The sequence below is a fragment of the Methanococcoides mangrovi genome (assembly GCF_052057775.1).
Classification (GTDB): domain Archaea; phylum Halobacteriota; class Methanosarcinia; order Methanosarcinales; family Methanosarcinaceae; genus Methanococcoides.
Map to the genome: position 1 here is coordinate 67,530 of NZ_CP195121.1, position 17,983 is coordinate 85,512.

Consider the following 17,983-nt stretch of genomic DNA (forward strand, 5'->3'; position numbering starts at 1 on the left):
ATCAGTTGTTTGAATGGATTATGGATAAAATATCATCCGGTCGGCCTCTTCTGACCAATCCGCTTACCGGGTCACTAATGCCCTTCAGATTATTGGAAGCCCCATTCAGTATCATAAGATTGGCTTTATTGCCTTTCTTGATGGAACCTGTACAATTAAATCCCAAGCATGATGCCCCATTTAGCGTGCACATCTTAAATACTTGTCTATCCTCAAGACCAAAAACCTTGGATAATAGCTCCATTTCAGAGAACATATTAACAGAATTTAACATGACATTGTCGGTGCCAACTGCCACAGTAACTCCCAATTCCAGCATTTCAGAAACTGGAGCCATACCTACATCGGTCACAAAATTTGAACGCGGACAAACGACAACTGGTATACCCGCATCTGCCACTGCCATCAGGTCAGATCTTTTTGCCCTGGTCATGTGTATCAGGATATCCGGATCAAGAGAGAGAGCTTTTTCAATATCATCATCAGATTTCTCTCCGGAATGGATGGCAAACTTTCGCCTCCGGTTTTTTGATGCAGTCCTTGACCTATGTAGAAGTTCCATATCAACATCGTTCGTACCGCTCATCCCAAGACCGTCTGCATGCTGAAGGATGCGATCGATCTCTGACAATACTTCATCCATAGGATTATCCGGATCCTTTGGTCTCCCGAGAACAAGGCTATCAATATTGATATCATCAACAGCCTCTTTTATTGCAAAAACACCGAGAAGTCCACCCTCTCTGAAGTCTGCAAAAGCACCAGTGCCGGTTGCCAGCATATCTTCTATGCTTGATCTCATAGATACAACCAGATCAGAATAGGATGTTCTTCCAAGTATCCTGTGTTTCAGGCCATCGGGCGGTCTTACCAGAGAATCAAGGTCTTTTTTTATGCGGAAGTTCTCGCATACACCAAGCACAGGGTCCTTACAGACGGAATCTCCGATATGCGTGTGTGAATTTACAAAGCATGGTGCAATGATATTCCTGCTTGTTGTGGACTCCTCACCAATTTCAGTAATTATTCCACCCTCCACACAGATATAGCCTTCAATAGATTCCAGTTCATCCCCTAGAATAATCCGACCTGAAATTATCTGTTCACAAGACATTCCGACTAACTAATATATCCTGTAAAGTAGATATATCCTCCGCCAGATAGGCACTTCTGGAGCGCGCGTCCCTTTCACTTCGTTCAAGGGGACTTTGTATTGGCTCGCAGTTAGTATTGGGATCAGGGATATACCCTTAGCAAGAAAGAGTTGTTAGATCAAGATGATTTTTGGTGGTTTTGTTGACTTTAATCATGTACAGTAACATATCAGTGCATGGGACTAACGGGATAGGAAGTTACCTGAGGAAAAGCAAGGCCAAAGCTAGTGAGTGAAGATCAAATTAAAAGAAAAGAGTAATAGAGTAAGCACAGCAGCGATGTAGATTTCCCAAGGACTCTCGTACCTCAGTACAGTAAACAACGTGGGCAGGCTTATCTTCTGTGTTCGGAATGGGAACAGGAGTTGCCCTGCCGCTGTGGCCGCCGTACTCAAACTCATATTGATGAATGAAAGCCAAGGTCCGGATTCGAACCGGAATGAAATCGCTCTGCAGGCGATTGCGTAGCCGCTCCGCCACCTTGGCATTTGAACGAACCCTAATAGGCAATACAGACATATAAGCCTTTACATTGCGACATGAATGCAAAGGTCTATTGATCAGCCACCGGGGCAGTACATACTTTAAGCAGAACCAAAGATGAATGTTAAAATTCTGAAAAAGATAAAGACACAGCTCATGGGTTGTAGCAAATCAAGAAAAGTTAAGGTAAAGAGTGAGCATAGCAGCGATGTAGATTTCCCAAGGACTCTCGTACCTCAGTACAGTAAACAACGTGGGCAGGCTTATCTTCTGTGTTCGGAATGGGAACAGGAGTTGCCCTGCCGCTATGGCCGCTATACTCACTTCTAATACTGGAAATGATCATGTTAATTATATCACATATCAGATTTCGCCTGGACAGAGCGAGACGGATGAGGCACGGATATTAGTAGCCGCGGACTGAACACCTCGTTACCTTGGTGCGTACATCCCGACCCTATCAATCCGGTCTTTTACCGGAATCCTTAACGCAGTCTCTTTTTAGGTTAGATTTCGAGCTTAGATGCATTCAGCTCTTATTCCTTAGCGCGTAGCTGCTCGGCATTGCCTTGTCAGACAACCGATCGACCAGTGGCGCCGTTGCCCTGTTCCTCTCGTACTAAAAGCAACTTACCCTCAGACTACAGACACCTCTAGTAGATAGTAACCGACCTGTCTCACGACGGTCTAAACCCAGCTCACGATCTCCTTTAATAGGCGAACAACCTCACCCTTGGCTGCTGCTGCACAGCCAGGATGGAAAGAACCGACATCGAGGTAGCAAGCTGCCGGGTCGATATGTGCTCTTGCCGGCAACGACTCAATTATCCCCGGGGTAACTTTTCTGTCATCTTTAGCCCGCACCAAGCGGGACATAAAGGTTCGCTAGAACCGACTTTCGTCTCGCGATCCACTACTGTGCTGAATCACGTCAGGCTAACTTATGCTCTTGCACTCTTCAGTAGGTTTCCGACCCACTTGAGTTAACCATTGCGCGCCCTTGATATCTTTTCAAGGGCGTCCCGCCCCAGGCAAACTGCCCACCTATCGGGGTCCTCCTCTCGGAGTAAGGGGCGTAACTTTGGAAGGGTAGTGTCCCAATTGCGACTCCACCGATGCTGGCGCACCGGCTTCGACGTCTCCTACCTACACTGTACATCCAAAATCACACCCCAGCGACAGGCTGCAGTAAAGCTCCACGGGGTCTTCACTTCCCCCTAGAGGTCTCTAGACTCTGCACTAGAATGTAAGCTTCACCGGACTCTGGCTAGGGACAGTAGAACTCTCATTGATCCATTCATGCAAGTCGCCAATTAAGCGACAAGGTACTACGCTACCTTAAGAGGGTCATAGTTACCCCCGCTGTTTACAGGCCCTTCTTTCCGTTGAACCGAAGTTTCAGGTACCTGCACTGAGCAGGATTCAGAGATCGTACTAGCCCTTACGGGTTTGCGATCTCCTATGTTGGTATTAGACAGTTAGAGTTCTCTGGTCACTGCGACCTGCTGTCTTCACAGCAGGCACTCCTTCTCCCGAAGTTACGGAGCCAATTTGCCGAATTCCCTTAGCCAAATTATTCCGACACGCCTTAGCCTTTTCAGCTAGGGGCACCTGTGTCAGATCTCGGTACGGACATTTAGCTCCCTTTTCACGGGTTCCAGGGTGCAGCTGACTTTCGCCATAACATATTCGTCTGCTTCTCGCCATTACGGCTCTCCACAGAGTTCGATGCTTAGACGGCGCGACGGCGCCGCTCAGCCTGCCCCGAAACGTCAGTTTTATTGCTAAATGGTACAGGAATATTAACCTGTTTCCCTTTCGATGTACTCGAATTACGGTACAACTTAGGACCGACTAACCCTCGGCTGACGATCATTGCCGAGGAAACCTAGCCCCTTCGGCGGTCAGGATTCTCACCTGACTTTGCTGTTACTATTACCAGGATTTTCGTTTCCGCACGGTCCACAGGACTTCACAGCCCTGCTTCTGCCCGAACGCAACGCCTTCCTACGAGATTACCTTGCGGTACTCCGTGGTATCGGTGGTCGACTTGAGCCCCGTCCATTTTCGGGGCCCCAAACCTCGACTGGTGGGCTGTTACGCACTCTTTAAAGGATAGCTGCTTCTAAGCTAACCTTCCAGCTGTCTAGGGCTTAGGACGCCCTTTAGTATTAACACTTAGTCGACACTTAGGGACCTTAACCACGGGCTGGGTTGTCTCCCTTACGGACTACAAGCTTACCCCAGTAGCCCGGACTCCAACCTTCTACGACGACGGTGGGTTCGGAGTTTGACAAGCGGCTGAGGAATTTCTTCCCCGGGACCACCAATCAGTGCTCTACTCCACCGACTATCTCCAGTTAGGTCATGCTGCGACATGTTTTGGAAGGAACCAGCTGATGCCGGGTTAGATTAGCCTTTCACTCCGAGACGCAGGTCACACGAATGATTTGCAGATCAATACCGCTTGCGGTCCTCCACGTAGCTTTCGCCACGCTTCAACCTGCCCACGCCTAGATCACCCGGCTTCGGGTCGTAACTTAGTGACTCCACGCACTTGTATACGCCGCGTCTCACCACAAGGGTTGCACGCATGTTGCTTTCGCTTCGGCTTCCCAGATAAAAGGTTAGCCATCGCCACTTAATTACACTCCCTGGCCCGTTCTTCAAAACGTATGATATGACATCGGCAATAGAACTCGTACTACAACCTCGCGGTTGATTCCTTCGAACTAAAGATCCTTTCATGCCATATCGCTCCATCACCATCAGGTTTCAGGCACTTTTAACCTCCCTTTTGGGGGTACTTTTCAGTTTTCGGTCACCCTACTACTTCGCTATCGGTCTCAAGACGTATTTAGTTTTGGAAGTTGGTGCCTCCCAAATTCCCGCGTGATTTCCAACACACGGTACTCAGGAACACTTCCAGATCCGCTTTTCTTTACTTACGTGACTGTCACACTCTATGGTCTAACGTTCCAGATAAGTTCAGCTAGGAAAAGAGGGGATCCTTAGAAGGTCCTATAACACCACATCTCCCTCACATTGCTGGAGGGATTCAGTTTGAACTTTGCCGGGTTCATTCGCCATTACTAACGGCATCTCTTCGATTTCTCTTCCTGCCCCTACTAAGATGTTTCAATTCGGGGCGTTCCCGATCATGACTGATCAGCACAAATGTGCTAAGAGGTCTCATTAGGAAATCCCAGGTTCATAGGTTCCATGCGCCTACCCTGGGCTTATCGCAGCTTGGCACGTCCTTCATCAGCGCTTGAGCCGAGCCATCCACCTGACGGCATAATTACCAGAGTCCATCTCACTTTGTCCAGTGAGCGTCTGATATGTAATATATACATGATCTCATAGTGCCCAAAATCGGGGAATGGGCACATCCATCCTTCCCAAGCAATATTACTTGCTCGGTGCACTTGATGATTTGTGAATCGTAATTGATCCAATGGACTTGCTGGGATTCGAACCCAGGGCCTTCGCCTTGCAAAGGCGACGATCTTCCAACTGATCTACAAGCCCTCGCTCTCGTTCTACCAGCGAAATCTTGTTTCATTGAAAGTGGTTTGTTGAATGTGGCAGTCTTTCGATTTCTGACTGATAGCGGTGATCCGCTTTGTGCGGATCTTGCTTAGGAGGTGATCCAGCCGCAGATTCCCCTACGGCTACCTTGTTACGACTTAACCCCCCTTGCGAAATTTAGGTTCGAACACGGCACAAATCCGTGCCCTCACCCATACCTCACTCGGGTGGTTTGACGGGCGGTGTGTGCAAGGAGCAGGGACGTATTCACCGCGCTATGTTGAAACGCGATTACTACGGATTCCAGCTTCATGAGGACGAGTTACAGTCCTCAATTCGAACTACGGCTGGGTTTAGGAGATTACCATCACCTTTCGGTGTAGGGACCCATTGTCCCAGCCATTGTAGCCCGCGTGTAGCCCGGGAGATTCGGGGCATACTGACCTACCGTAGCCCGCACCTTCCTCTGGTTTAGCACCAGCGGTCCCCACAGAGTACCCATCATCCCGAAGGACATGCTGGCAACAGTGGGCACGGGTCTCGCTCGTTGCCTGACTTAACAGGATGCTTCACAGTACGAACTGACGACGGCCATGCACCTCCTCTCAGCGATTCAGGTAAGGTCTTTAGCCTGACCTACATGTTGCTGTCGCCCCCGGTGAGTTTTCCGGCGTTGAGTCCAATTAAACCGCAGGCTCCACCCGTTGTAGTGCTCCCCCGCCAATTCCTTTAAGTTTCAGCCTTGCGGCCGTACTTCCCAGGTGGTTCGCTTCACGGCTTCCCTGCGGCACCAGAAACGGTCGCACCGTCCCTGACACCTAGCGAACATCGTTTACGGCTGGGACTACCCGGGTATCTAATCCGGTTCGTGCCCCCAGCTTTCGTCCCTCACCGTCGGACCCGTTCTGGTAAGACGCCTTCGCCACTGGTGGTCCCATAGGGATTACAAGATTTCACTCCTACCCCTATAGTACCTCTTACCTCTCCCGGTCCCAAGCCTGACAGTATTCCCCGGAAGCCTAACAGTTGAGCTGTCAGATTTCCCGAAGAACTGATCAAACCGGCTACGGACCCTTTAGACCCAATAAAAGTGATTACCACTCGGGCCGCCGGTGTTACCGCGGCGGCTGGCACCGGTCTTGCCCGGCCCTTGCTAACACATGCCGTTTACACATGTGGACAGCCAACATAATATGCTGGCACTCGGTGTCCCCTTATCGCGGTTTCCCGCATTGTAAAGTTTTCGCGCCTGCTGCGCCCCGTAGGGCCTGGATTCATGTCTCAGAATCCATCTCTGGGCTCTTGCTCTCACAACCCATATCCGTCGTAGGCTAGTAGGTACATTACACCCACTACTACCTGATAGACCGCAGATCCATCCTTAGGCGACCGAAGCCTTTGAACCAAAAAGCATTCCAGCAATAATGGCTTATTCGGAATTATCACCAGTTTCCCGGAGTTATGCCGAACCTAAGGGCAGGTTATCCACGTGTTACTGAGCAGTCCGCTATGTTCACGAAGAACATGTAACTCGCATGGCTTAGTCGAACACCGATAGCAGTAACCTCTGGCAGGATCAACCAGAGTTATTTGTTAAAGCACACAAATTTGGAAGTTAACTAAGAATTGTCGGAAAAGAACTCTATTTAATTAGAGAGTTGTTTTCTATGCACAATAGTTGGTTAGTTCTTTGATAGATAATATCACTATCAGTCAGAATTAACCGAACTGCCACATTCAACGTCAGACCGGAAAAGCTCCGGTCTCCACCAATGATTTTGATTTGGAGGTGATTGAATTCCTCGCACGTTGTGCGGGATTCCCTAGATACATTCCATCGTATATATACCTTCCGATTCGGAAGGTTGCTGCACATTTTTGGAGAATGTGCAAGATACACGAAGAATGTATAGCGTTTTTCGAGCTCACAACCCGACCGTGTCAGAATCGACACCGACCGGCTCATTGTGAGCACCCCTACAACAACAACCTCGTATATATACGTTGCGTGACACGGTGTGACAGTGATTTATATTGAAGGGGTGCGGAGGCAAAATTTGATGCCCCCATAACCCATCAGGTAAAAAAAGAAAAAACTGTCCCATATATAAAGAAACAGGCAAATCGTCCCATTAAAAGAAAATTGACCCCAATTGTCGTACCCTGAGGCACAAAAGATGATGATCGATGAGGCAACCCACAAAGAGAGACTAATCGAAAATATAAAATACATTATTCATTAGTATAGACCAGCCAGAACATCAGGGCCTACATACTATAATAAGCAAGACCCATAAAGGCATAACATTAAAATTATTACAATAATCCGCATCAGCAGGATTCGATCAAAATGAAAGTAAGCAAACCAAGAGGAACAAGGGATTTCCTTCCGGAAGAGACCGCTCGCAGGAGAAATGTAGAGAACATAATGAGACAGGTAGTCAGAAAATGGGGATACAAAGAGATCATTACACCCACATTCGAGCATCTGGAGCTCTTCACCCTCAAATCAGGAGAGGGAGTGGTAGGCGAACTTTACAACTTCAACGACAAAGGCAACAGGGAAATGACATTGCGCCCTGAGCTGACAGCACCTGTGATGAGAATGTACGTCAACGAGATGCAGGCAATGTCGCGCCCCCTCAAACTGTTCTACTTTGAGAACTGTTTCCGTTACGAGAGACCCCAGAAAGGTCGTTTCAGGGAGTTCTGGCAATTTGGTGTAGAGGTCATTGGCAGCAACCGCGCAGACGCAGATGCAGAGATCATAGCCCTTGCGACCAACATGATCGAGGCTGCAGGTATCAAAGGCGACCTGCACGTAGGCCACCTGGGAATTATCCGCCACATCCTCAAGGATACAGAGGATGAACAAAAAAGCAAGATCATGCGCCTTGTCGACAAAAAAGATGACACCGGACTTGATGACTACTTTGAAGAGATCAACGCACCTGCCGAACTCAGGAGGAACCTTCTGGAGCTCATATGCCTCAGCGGCTCAGATGCCATCGCAAAAGCAAGGGAGATCCTCGGAAATATCGAAGAGATAGACAGGTTCGAAGAGCTTCTAACCTTCCTTGAAGCATATGGAATTGACTACACCATAGACCTTGGAATTGCCAGAGGACTTGACTACTACACCGGAATGGTATTCGAAATATATGCAGAAGGTCTCGGTGCACAGAACCAGATCTGCGGCGGCGGATCCTACCAGCTGATCTCCCTCTTTGGAGGAGGAGATGTCCCATCTACAGGATTCGGGGTTGGTTTCGACCGCATAATGGAGATCTGCGAGATCCAGCCTCCCAAAGAGAACAAAGTGGTCATCGTAGCAACAGATGACACACGCATAGATGCAATAAAGATAGCAACCGAAATGCGCAAGGAACTTACCGTCGATATAGACATAATGAAACGTAATTTCAAATCACAGCTATCCCACGCCAATAACATTGAAGCCGACTATACGGTCATCGTAGGCAAAAAAGAGATCGAATCAGGCAAACTTACTGTAAAGGACATGCAAAGCGGAGAGCAATCCCAACTGGAACTTGAAGAAGCCATCAAAATGCTGAAAACCAACTGAAAAGTAAAGAACACACAATATGTACTCTTTTCTGAAAAACGAAAGGGCAGCCGATTCGCTGCCCTTAAGATTTGCTATTACATCGATCCTCATATTGATGATCATGGCACTTTTTTTCACGGCCATATCCGATCTGAAGCAGAACACGGATAAAGACATCACAACTACAGAGATCAGTAAAATAGTCTCAAATGCAGAGCAGATCTCTGTAAGAGGAGAAGGAAACATGATCCACATAGAAATAGAGATCCCCGAAAATGCAGAAGTGCACATGGGAGAGATCCAAAAAAGAGGAGATGAAGAAACGGGCTGGCCTTCAGACTCAAAGAACTACTACATCCAGATCGATGAACAACAGACCATTTATGAGTCAAAAGCTGCATTTTCCAATACAAACATGACCGGACCATACACAATAAGCCCCGGGCACCATGAACTGAAACTTGAGACCGAAAGAGATCCTGCAACAGGAATACTCTTTGTAAAAATATCTGAAAAATGAAAAACGAAAGAATACTGCAAAAAGCCAGGGAACTTTTAACCGACAGATCCGGCTGGATAGACTTCACATTGTCTAAAGCCTCATTGATGATAGCAAGTATAGTCCTGCTTGCAGCATTTTACCAGATAGGAGCAGACCTTAGCGACATGCAGATGCAAAGACAGCTGGATTCGGAAGCCATGGGACTGAAAGCTGCAATTGATGATGTGGGAAGCATTTCAACAGACAGTATAAGGGAAAACTCCACATATGAGCTCAACACTGAATATCCCACCAGGACATTCATTTCAGGAGAATACATCCGGTTTGAAACGACATATCGAGATAGAACGTACCATTCAGTGAAACCCCATACATTCAGAACAGTCCCACTTAATGAAACTGAAGTACGAGAACTGCTTTTTAACAATTTCAATGCACATACCGGAACAATTGAAAATCCATTAAACACTAAAGCAGCGACAGTTATCGAATTGCTTTCACCCGTTACCACCCAGGAATTAATGTTAAATACAGAGAAAATAGTCCATATTGAAAAGATACCAATTTACCTGAAAAACGATTCCGAGGTTAAAAAACTTGAAATTGTGCTTGTTTATCAATGACGAGCAAGCGATCCTTGAACCTCACAATGACATTCTGGCCACTGCACTGGTAGTCATTGGATTTGTGATCTTTGCTGCAGTCATGTCAAAGGCATACATCATCCACGATGAGCAGAGCTATTCCATAGAGAACTATGAAGAAGCATCCCGCATAGCTGAAAGCATTGCTTCATGGGAAGATCTGCAGGGTACGCGTAGCGATATAATATCTGCCCGAATGCTGGATAAAATATCAGACCCTGCCACAGACAATGAAACACATGAACTTTTCTTTTCACGATTCTCCCCCAATAGCGACTTCTCAGTAGACATCCGCACCGACGACGGCAGACATCACTGGACGATAAAACAGAACAAAACACAGCCTGGCGGGAATGTGGTGGCAGCATCCATACCAGTTACCATTGAGATAAATCCTGCACAATATACATCCGGAACGATCACGGTGAGGATCTGGAAACGATACATATGAAGAAGTGAGATCATGCTAAAAACGAAGTTCACACAAGACCAAAGAGCATTCTCAACAACTCTGGATGCCCTATTTTTCCTCGTTCTGATATCCGTTGCAACAGCCATAATCATGCCGTCCATAACAGCAGAAAGGCAATACGATGCAGCTGCATACACTGCAACACAGGATTTTAATACACATCTGTTAAGCTCATTACTGAACTCGAACGTGGACAGATTTGAATATGAGATCACACCTCTCGAGATCACGGGAATAACTATACCTGAGAATAGTTTTCTCAGCAATCCGATGAATACAATGTTCGGAAAACAGCACCAACATCGAACATTTGCGGACATGATCGCAGAAGATATGCTACTGACACTTACGATAGAACAAAATGGAAGTTCACGGTACATCAACCCGATTGCGCAGGATCACAAAAGGCAAACATCTCAGGCAATCGCATCATACCTTGATACGAGGATCGGTGGAAGATATGAATATCACCTCGAAGCAAATTGGGAACCTGTGCAGAACTATCCGCTAAAAAGCTCCTTAGCGATCGGAATGACACCACCGTACGATACCGTACGCCAGAGTTCACGTATAACACTACCCCTCAACCAAAGGACCTCAAGAGATGAGCTAATTGCGATCATAAATGATAGTCTGCTGCAAGATATCAATAACTCATCGAACACAACAAAGTTGAACGCATATGATAGCGCATTCAACAGAACAATAGAGGAAGCATCATTGTCCGCTGCTGAGACCATTACAGAAATAGTGTTCCCTGCAGAGTACCTTAGAAACATGATCGGACAGTATTCGGAAAACCCAATAGATACATTTGGAGCTTCACCACAAGAAGATACCGACAATATAGAGATCCTGATAGCAACACACATACTGAACTACAGTTCGGGCATCGCCTATGAGGAAGATCCAATTCATGAAGAACTGGACAATAACATAATTTCAGTTCTTGAGCAGAAAATAACTGAATACAATCAACAGAGAATTGAGGAACACCTGCACAATGAGCTTGATATCAATATAGACAATACGAGTTCAAAGATGGCGAATTCCACAGACATCAATACAACAAAAGAACTTAGAGATGCACAAGTGGATGAGATTTACAGGATGATCGACAATTATTATGTCGATGTCACGATTTCCATCTGGTAACAGGAACATAAGCTTTATATTAAATGGAACGTGTATTTAGGTCACTTCGCCAAAGTAACGATTCAAGTTAATGTTCCCAATGTTCCTTTAACTTGAGCATAAACTCAAACATAAATATTTCATTTAAACAATCAAATCATAATTATCAGGAGGAATGCTATGGCAAAAATGCATACTCGTAGGAAAGGTAAATCCGGATCAACAAAACCAATCAGGACAGAAGCACCTGCATGGTCCACAACAACCGCAGAAGAGATCACAACCGCTATCCTTGACATGTGGAAGCTTGGTAACTCTACAAGCGTTATTGGAATGAACCTCAGGGACAGATACGGCGTACCTGATGTTAAGCTCGCAACCGGAAAGAAGATCACAGAGATCCTGAAAGAGAACGGTGAAGCTCCAAACGTACCGGAAGACCTGTACAACCTTATTGTAAAAGCTATCGGAATGCGCAAGCACCTCGTTGCGAACCACAAGGACGTACACAACAAGAGAGCACTTCAGTCAACCGAGTCAAAGATCAGAAGGCTCGTAAAATACTACCAGTCCACAAAGGTGCTCCCTGCAACCTGGAAATACAAGCCAGAAACCGCAGAAATGCTTATCACAAGATAAGCGGGCGGCTCCATACCAATATTTGATGTTCGGCTTTGCCGGACATCATTACATGTTTTTACATTTTTTACCGTTTTTAAGTTACATGATAATCAATTGTTCTAAGAGCATGTAAAAATTTCATTTTGCCATTTCATTTTACTATATCACCCCATCATTGAATTCGGTCACAAAAAATCAAATTCAGAAGCCTGCAAAGCTAAAGACAATAAAAAAGGCAAGATATAAATTCTTAGAATGACCACTATAACATTATGAAAGCTGTAATTCTGGCTGCAGGGGAAGGGATAAGGTGCCGGCCACTCACGACCACCAGATCAAAGGTCATGCTTCCTGTTGCTAATAAACCAATACTTGAACACGTCATCGATTCACTTGCAAAGAACGATATAAAAGATATAATACTTGTTGTGGGCTACGAGCGGGAACGCATAATGAACTACTTCAAAGATGGCGTCGATTTTGGAGTTAATATCAGGTACGTGCACCAGCAAACCCAGCTTGGAACAGCTCATGCCATAAAACAAGTGCAAGAGATGATGGAAGAAGATGACAGGTATTTCATGGTACTTAACGGCGATAATGTGATCGAGCCACAAACGATCCGCAACCTTATAGACAAACATAGCGGAAATGTAACGATACTGACAACAAAAAAGGAACATATAAGCGGCTATGGCGTCATCATAGCAAGTGGAATAAAGGTAACAAAGATCATCGAAAAACCAACATCAGAGCTTAGCCACATCATCAACACAGGCATATATATCTTTGACCAGGGCATCTTTGAAAGAATAGAACACACACCAATATCCCCACTGGGAGAATACGCGATCACTGAAACCATACAACAGATGATAGATGATGGTATGGAAGTGGATCAGGTTGTCACAAGATCATTGTGGATTGACGCAGTTTTTGCATGGGACCTTCTGAAAGACAATTCAACGGTCCTTAATAGATCAGAAGATTACAAAATAGAAGGAACCGTTGAAGAAGGTGCAGTTATCCATGGTAGTGTCAGTATTGGCAGCAACACAGTAATCAGATCAGGATGTTACATTGTAGGACCAACAATGATAGGCAACAATTGTGAAATTGCACCAAATGTTGTGATATTACCATCCACAACTATTGGAAATAACGTTTCCATCGGATCCTTCACACAGATACAGAACAGTATAATAATGGACAATACAAGGATACGTTCACACGGATCCATATCAAATTCCGTGATAGGGCTAAACAATAGCATAGGCCCTTATTTTGTTGCTGAGGACAAGGAAAATGTCAGGATCGAAATGGAAGATGAGATCCATATTGCTGAAAAACTGGGAGCAATTACCGGAGACGACATAAAGATAGGACACCGGGTACTAATGAAAGCAGGGTCCATGATCTCCCACAACTGTCAGATCGAATCAGGAAAGACTGTCTCCCGAGTATTGCCTGAAAATTCCATTGTTGTCTGAGGGGACCAGAATGTGTGGAATAATAGGATACGTAGGCAACCAAGAGGTAGCACCTATAATAGTGGATTGCTTAAAAAAGCTTGAATACAGAGGATATGACTCAGCAGGACTTACCGTACTTAATGGGAAGATAGAAACATACAAGACCGTCGGAAAAATAAAGGAACTGGAAAAGATACTACCAAAAGATCTCAAAGGGAATATAGGGATCGGGCATACGCGATGGGCTACACACGGCGTCCCAAGCACGATTAATTCCCACCCGCACAACTCCGGAGACATATCAGTAGTTCACAACGGAATCATCGAGAACTACCTTCCTATCAAAGAAAGACTCCAGCAGGAAGGTTACGATTTTGTTTCCGATACCGATACGGAGGTCATTGCACACCTTTTACACTCGAAACTATACGGAAGCGTTGACAGCAAATCCAAGATATCCAGTTTCATTGAAGCACTTCGCAGCACACTAAAAGAGATCGAGGGATCTTATGCAATTACCACAGTATGTAGCAGCGAGCCGGGCATGATGCTGGCCGCCAGGAAAGACAGCCCCCTGATAATCGGGATAGGAGATAATGAATACTATGCTGCATCGGATGTTACTGCTTTCCTGAGTCATACAAAAGATGTCGTTTTTGTCGATGACCTGAACCTTGTAATGATCAGGCCGGAAGGAGCGGAGTTCTTTGATCTCGACGGCAATGTCCTCAAAAAGGAGAAGACTACCATTGATTGGGACATTGAGGCTGCAGAAAAAGCGGGATATGAGCACTTCATGCTTAAAGAGATACACGAGCAGGCCACCTCAGTACATGATACATTTTCAGGCAAATTATCCGAGCTGGATGGTTCAGTAAACCTTGAAGAGCTAAAAATGTCCAATGAGGAAATAAGAAACATCGAAAGAATAGAGATCATTGCCTGCGGAACATCTTTGAATGCAGGATTGGTAGGAAAATATCTCTTTGAGAACGTTGCAGGCATACACACCGATGTGGATATCGGATCTGAGTTCAGATACAGCAATCCGATAATGGATGAAAATACCCTTTCAATTGCTATCACACAATCAGGGGAAACCGCAGATACACTGGCAGCCATCAGGAGTTGCAGATCATACGACTGCAATACGATCGCTATCACTAATGTAGTTGGAAGCAGCATCACAAGAGATGCGAACAGTGTGATCTATACACGAGCAGGACCCGAGATAGGAGTGGCTGCAACAAAGACCTTTACGGCACAGCTTGTGACCCTCTATCTGCTCGCAATACGATTTGCGAGAGCAAGAGGAATGATCGATGTAAATGAAGCAAAGGACCTGCTTGTCAACCTGAAACGCGTCCCCGGACAGATCCAGACGATATTGAACCACAGAGATACGATCCGTGAATGTGCGGAGATGTTTGCAAAAGAGAGAGATTATTTCTTTGTAGGCAGACACCTGAACTATCCGATAGCACTCGAAGGTGCCCTGAAGCTTAAAGAGATATCATATATACATGCAGAAGGTTTTGCAGGCGGGGAACTGAAACACGGACCCCTTGCCCTGATAGATGACGGGACACCCGTGGTTGCAATAGCCACAAAGGGCCATGTATACGAGAAGATACTGAGCAATATCAAGGAAATAAAAGCAAGAGAAGCAAGAGTGATCGCTGTAGCCAATGAGGATGACAGGGAGATCGAGAAATATGTTGACTGGGTATTGCGAGTACCTGCAACAAATGAGTTACTCTCGCCTTTATTATCAACCGTGGTATTGCAATTGCTTGCTTACTATACAGCTCTCGCAAGAGGATGCTCCATCGACAAACCAAAGAACCTTGCAAAGAGCGTTACTGTGGAATGAAAATACGGAGTTATAAAATGAAATTATTCGGATCGTCCGGTATAAGAGGTATTGCTAACAAGGACGTCACTGTAGACCTTGCACTGAAGGTCGGACTTGCACTCGGAAAGTCAAAAAGGACTGCAGTCATCGGCCGTGACCCGCGAGTTGCGGCGGAAATGATAGAGCATGCGGTCATATCCGGCCTCCTTTCAGCAGGTTGTGATGTCGTTCAGATCGGAATGGTAAGCACACCGACATTAGCCTATGCTTCCAGGAACTATGACTGCGGGGTTATGATAACCGCATCCCACAACCCTTCTGAATACGTAGGAATTAAATTGTGGAACCCTGACGGCATGGCATTTGATTCAACCCAGCAGGAAGAGATCGAAAGAATTATCGAGGAAGGATCTTTCGAACCCGTCAGATGGGATCTGATCGGAAGTCCCACTGAAGATAGCAATGCCATCATCCAGCACAAAGCGATGATCGTCAGGAATGTTAAAAGATCATCCCGACGGGTTGTCATCGACTGCGGGTCCGGTGCAGGAAGTACCATCACCCCATACGTCCTGCGTGAGATCGGTTGCGAGGTCATCACATTGAACTCACAGCCTGACGGGCATTTCCCTGCCAGGAATCCGGAACCGAACGATGCAAATCTTACATTGCTAAAAAAAGCAGTGAAGGAATTTGAAGCTGACATTGGCATCGCACAGGACGGGGATGCGGACAGGATGATGACGGTGGATGAGAACGGAGAGTTCATCACCGGCGATGAGATGCTTGCAATGTTTGCCAGGCATGAATGCAGAAGCGATGCAAAACTGGTGGTCCCTGTGGATACTTCAATGATGGTAGATGATTCTCTCCCGGGTTCAACTATCATACGTACAAGGGTAGGTGATGTCTATGTTGCTGAAGAGATCAAGAGATCAAAGGCCGATTTTGGAGGTGAACCATCAGGAAGCTGGATCTTCCCCGAGATATCCTACTGCCCGGACGGCATATACGCAGCTGCAAAGGTCATGGAACTGATCCAGGACAGGACACTTTCAGAGCTTAAGGACGAACTTCCACACTACCCAACGCGTCGCGGGACCGTCAAATGCGACAATGAGAAGAAGAAAGCTGTAATGGAGCTGGTGAGTTCTGAGCTTGGATCTTCCGGAGATGTCACGGATATAGATGGAATACGGGTGGAAATGGAAAAAGGATGGGTACTTGTAAGACCATCCGGAACAGAGCCAAAGATACGCATCACCGCCGAGGCAAGGGAAGGTGTGGACGAGCTCTACGAGATGGTGGAAAACATCGTCAAAAGAGGTCTTGCATGAAAGCCGTAATACTTGCCGCCGGGGAAGGCACCCGGATGAGGCCACTGACATCATCACTCCCAAAGGTAATGCTGCCAATAGGCAACAAGCCCATACTCGAGCACATCGTGGATGCTGCGATAGAAGCCGGTATTGAAGGTTTTGTATTCATCACAGGCTACCGTGAGGAGACGATCAAAGAGTACTTCGGCAGCGGTGAGAAATGGGGAGTCCCTATCGAGCATGTCCATCAGGAAGAACAGCTTGGTACAGCCAATGCCATCGGCTGTGCGAAAGGACATGTAGAAGGCAGTTTCATCGTACTTAACGGGGACGTGCTTGTCAGCCCGGACCATATCAAAAAAATGGCTGGAAGACTGAATGATGCAGTCATAACGGTCAAGAAAGTTGAGAATCCATCGGAGTTCGGAGTAATTGAAACTGAAGGGGATAAGGTCTCGAAAATAATAGAGAAACCCGAGAATCCACCAACCGATCTTGCCAATGCCGGTATTTACCTTTTCGGGGAAGAGATCTTTGAACTAATAGAAAGAACCCCGTTATCACCAAGGAGAGAATACGAGATAACCGATACGCTGCAGATGCTTATAGACAGCAGTGACAATGTCGGTTATGAGCTACTGGAGGATGAATGGATCGATGTCGGGAGACCCTGGGACCTTCTCGATGCCAACAAGGTCCTCTTAGAGGAGATAAGACCTGAGATATCCGGACTTGTAGAACCCAATGCCACCCTCATAGGTGATGTGAGCGTAGGTGAAGGGACACTCATACGCAACGGTGCGTACATAATCGGGCCCGTGGTCATTGGTAAGGACTGTGATATCGGACCAAATTGCTTCATACGTCCATCAACATCTATTGGAAATAATGTTCATATCGGAAATGCTGTTGAAGTGAAGAACAGCATAATCATGGATGATACGAAGATCGGACACCTTACATATATAGGAGATAGTATTATAGGACGCAAGTGCAATTTCGGTGCCGGAACAAAAGTTGCTAACCTCAGACATGATGGAAAGAACATAAAGGTAAACATCAAGGGAAAGAGGACCGATTCCGGAAGACGGAAACTTGGTGTGATCATGGGTGATGATGTCCACACAGGCATCAATAGCAGCATAAATGTCGGCACGGTCATGGAAAGTGGGAGCTTTACAGGGCCCGGAGAGGTAGTCAGGTGAAACGATACATCAACATTACGACT

11 protein-coding genes, 2 tRNA genes and 4 rRNA genes are annotated in these 17,983 nt (G+C 46.2%); 10 read left to right on the top strand and 7 right to left on the bottom strand.

Annotation, left to right across the window (positions count from 1 at the left end):
- Nucleotide 1: 1 nt before the first annotated feature.
- The 7 genes from ACR3I3_RS00390 to ACR3I3_RS00420 form a co-directional block, all read right to left on the bottom strand.
- Nucleotides 2-1,114, bottom strand: a complete 1,113-nt coding sequence (locus ACR3I3_RS00390) for an amidohydrolase family protein (RefSeq protein WP_440952621.1) — start codon at nt 1,112-1,114, stop codon at nt 2-4.
- 308 nt (nt 1,115-1,422) lie between these two features.
- Nucleotides 1,423-1,544: ribosomal RNA gene (rrf, locus tag ACR3I3_RS00395) — 5S ribosomal RNA — on the bottom strand.
- Between the two features lie 24 nt (nt 1,545-1,568).
- A tRNA-Cys gene (locus ACR3I3_RS00400) sits at nt 1,569-1,640 on the bottom strand.
- Nucleotides 1,641-1,834: 194 nt separating this feature from the next.
- Nucleotides 1,835-1,956: ribosomal RNA gene (gene rrf, locus ACR3I3_RS00405) — 5S ribosomal RNA — on the bottom strand.
- A 68-nt stretch (nt 1,957-2,024) separates the two neighbouring features.
- Nucleotides 2,025-4,950 (bottom strand): 23S ribosomal RNA (locus ACR3I3_RS00410).
- 145 nt (nt 4,951-5,095) lie between these two features.
- Nucleotides 5,096-5,168, bottom strand: a tRNA-Ala gene (locus ACR3I3_RS00415).
- A gap of 111 nt (nt 5,169-5,279) precedes the next feature.
- Nucleotides 5,280-6,755: ribosomal RNA gene (locus ACR3I3_RS00420) — 16S ribosomal RNA — on the bottom strand.
- The 16S, 23S and 5S rRNA genes sit together here with 2 tRNA genes alongside, the layout of an rRNA operon.
- A gap of 763 nt (nt 6,756-7,518) precedes the next feature.
- On the opposite strand from ACR3I3_RS00420, the gene hisS reads away from it, so the two are divergent.
- The 10 genes from hisS (at nt 7,519) to glmU (ACR3I3_RS00470) (ending at nt 17,960) form a co-directional block, all read left to right on the top strand.
- Nucleotides 7,519-8,754, top strand: a complete 1,236-nt coding sequence (hisS, locus tag ACR3I3_RS00425) for a histidine--tRNA ligase (protein WP_440952622.1) — start codon at nt 7,519-7,521, stop codon at nt 8,752-8,754.
- A 19-nt stretch (nt 8,755-8,773) separates the two neighbouring features.
- Complete coding sequence (locus ACR3I3_RS00430) at nt 8,774-9,256, top strand: hypothetical protein (RefSeq protein ID WP_440952623.1); 483 nt, start codon at nt 8,774-8,776, stop codon at nt 9,254-9,256.
- The gene (locus ACR3I3_RS00435) at nt 9,253-9,861 is read left to right on the top strand and encodes a hypothetical protein (RefSeq protein ID WP_440952624.1); all 609 of its coding nucleotides are present in this window, start codon (nt 9,253-9,255) and stop codon (nt 9,859-9,861) included. Before ACR3I3_RS00430 ends, ACR3I3_RS00435 begins: the two co-directional genes overlap by 4 nt.
- A complete protein-coding gene (locus ACR3I3_RS00440) occupies nt 9,842-10,333 on the top strand; it encodes a hypothetical protein (protein ID WP_440952625.1) in 492 nt (163 codons plus the stop codon). The genes ACR3I3_RS00435 and ACR3I3_RS00440 overlap by 20 nt, the downstream gene beginning before the upstream one ends.
- Before the next feature lie 12 nt (nt 10,334-10,345).
- Entirely contained in the window at nt 10,346-11,509 is a 1,164-nt protein-coding gene (locus tag ACR3I3_RS00445) for a DUF7284 family protein (protein WP_440952626.1), read from the top strand.
- A gap of 159 nt (nt 11,510-11,668) precedes the next feature.
- Nucleotides 11,669-12,127, top strand: a complete 459-nt coding sequence (locus ACR3I3_RS00450) for a 30S ribosomal protein S15 (RefSeq protein ID WP_440952627.1) — start codon at nt 11,669-11,671, stop codon at nt 12,125-12,127.
- A gap of 254 nt (nt 12,128-12,381) precedes the next feature.
- Entirely contained in the window at nt 12,382-13,599 is a 1,218-nt protein-coding gene (gene glmU, locus ACR3I3_RS00455; RefSeq protein WP_440952628.1) for a bifunctional sugar-1-phosphate nucleotidylyltransferase/acetyltransferase, read from the top strand.
- A gap of 10 nt (nt 13,600-13,609) precedes the next feature.
- Entirely contained in the window at nt 13,610-15,454 is a 1,845-nt protein-coding gene (gene glmS, locus ACR3I3_RS00460; protein WP_440952629.1) for a glutamine--fructose-6-phosphate transaminase (isomerizing), read from the top strand.
- 17 nt (nt 15,455-15,471) lie between these two features.
- Nucleotides 15,472-16,773 (top strand): phosphoglucosamine mutase, encoded by a 1,302-nt coding sequence (glmM, locus tag ACR3I3_RS00465; protein ID WP_440952630.1) that lies wholly within the window; start codon nt 15,472-15,474, stop codon nt 16,771-16,773.
- Nucleotides 16,770-17,960 carry a bifunctional sugar-1-phosphate nucleotidylyltransferase/acetyltransferase gene (gene glmU / locus ACR3I3_RS00470; RefSeq protein ID WP_440952631.1) on the top strand — a complete coding sequence of 397 codons (1,191 nt, stop codon included), beginning with the start codon at nt 16,770-16,772 and terminating at the stop codon, nt 17,958-17,960. The genes glmM and glmU (ACR3I3_RS00470) overlap by 4 nt, the downstream gene beginning before the upstream one ends.
- The last annotated feature ends 23 nt before the right edge of the window (nt 17,961-17,983 follow it).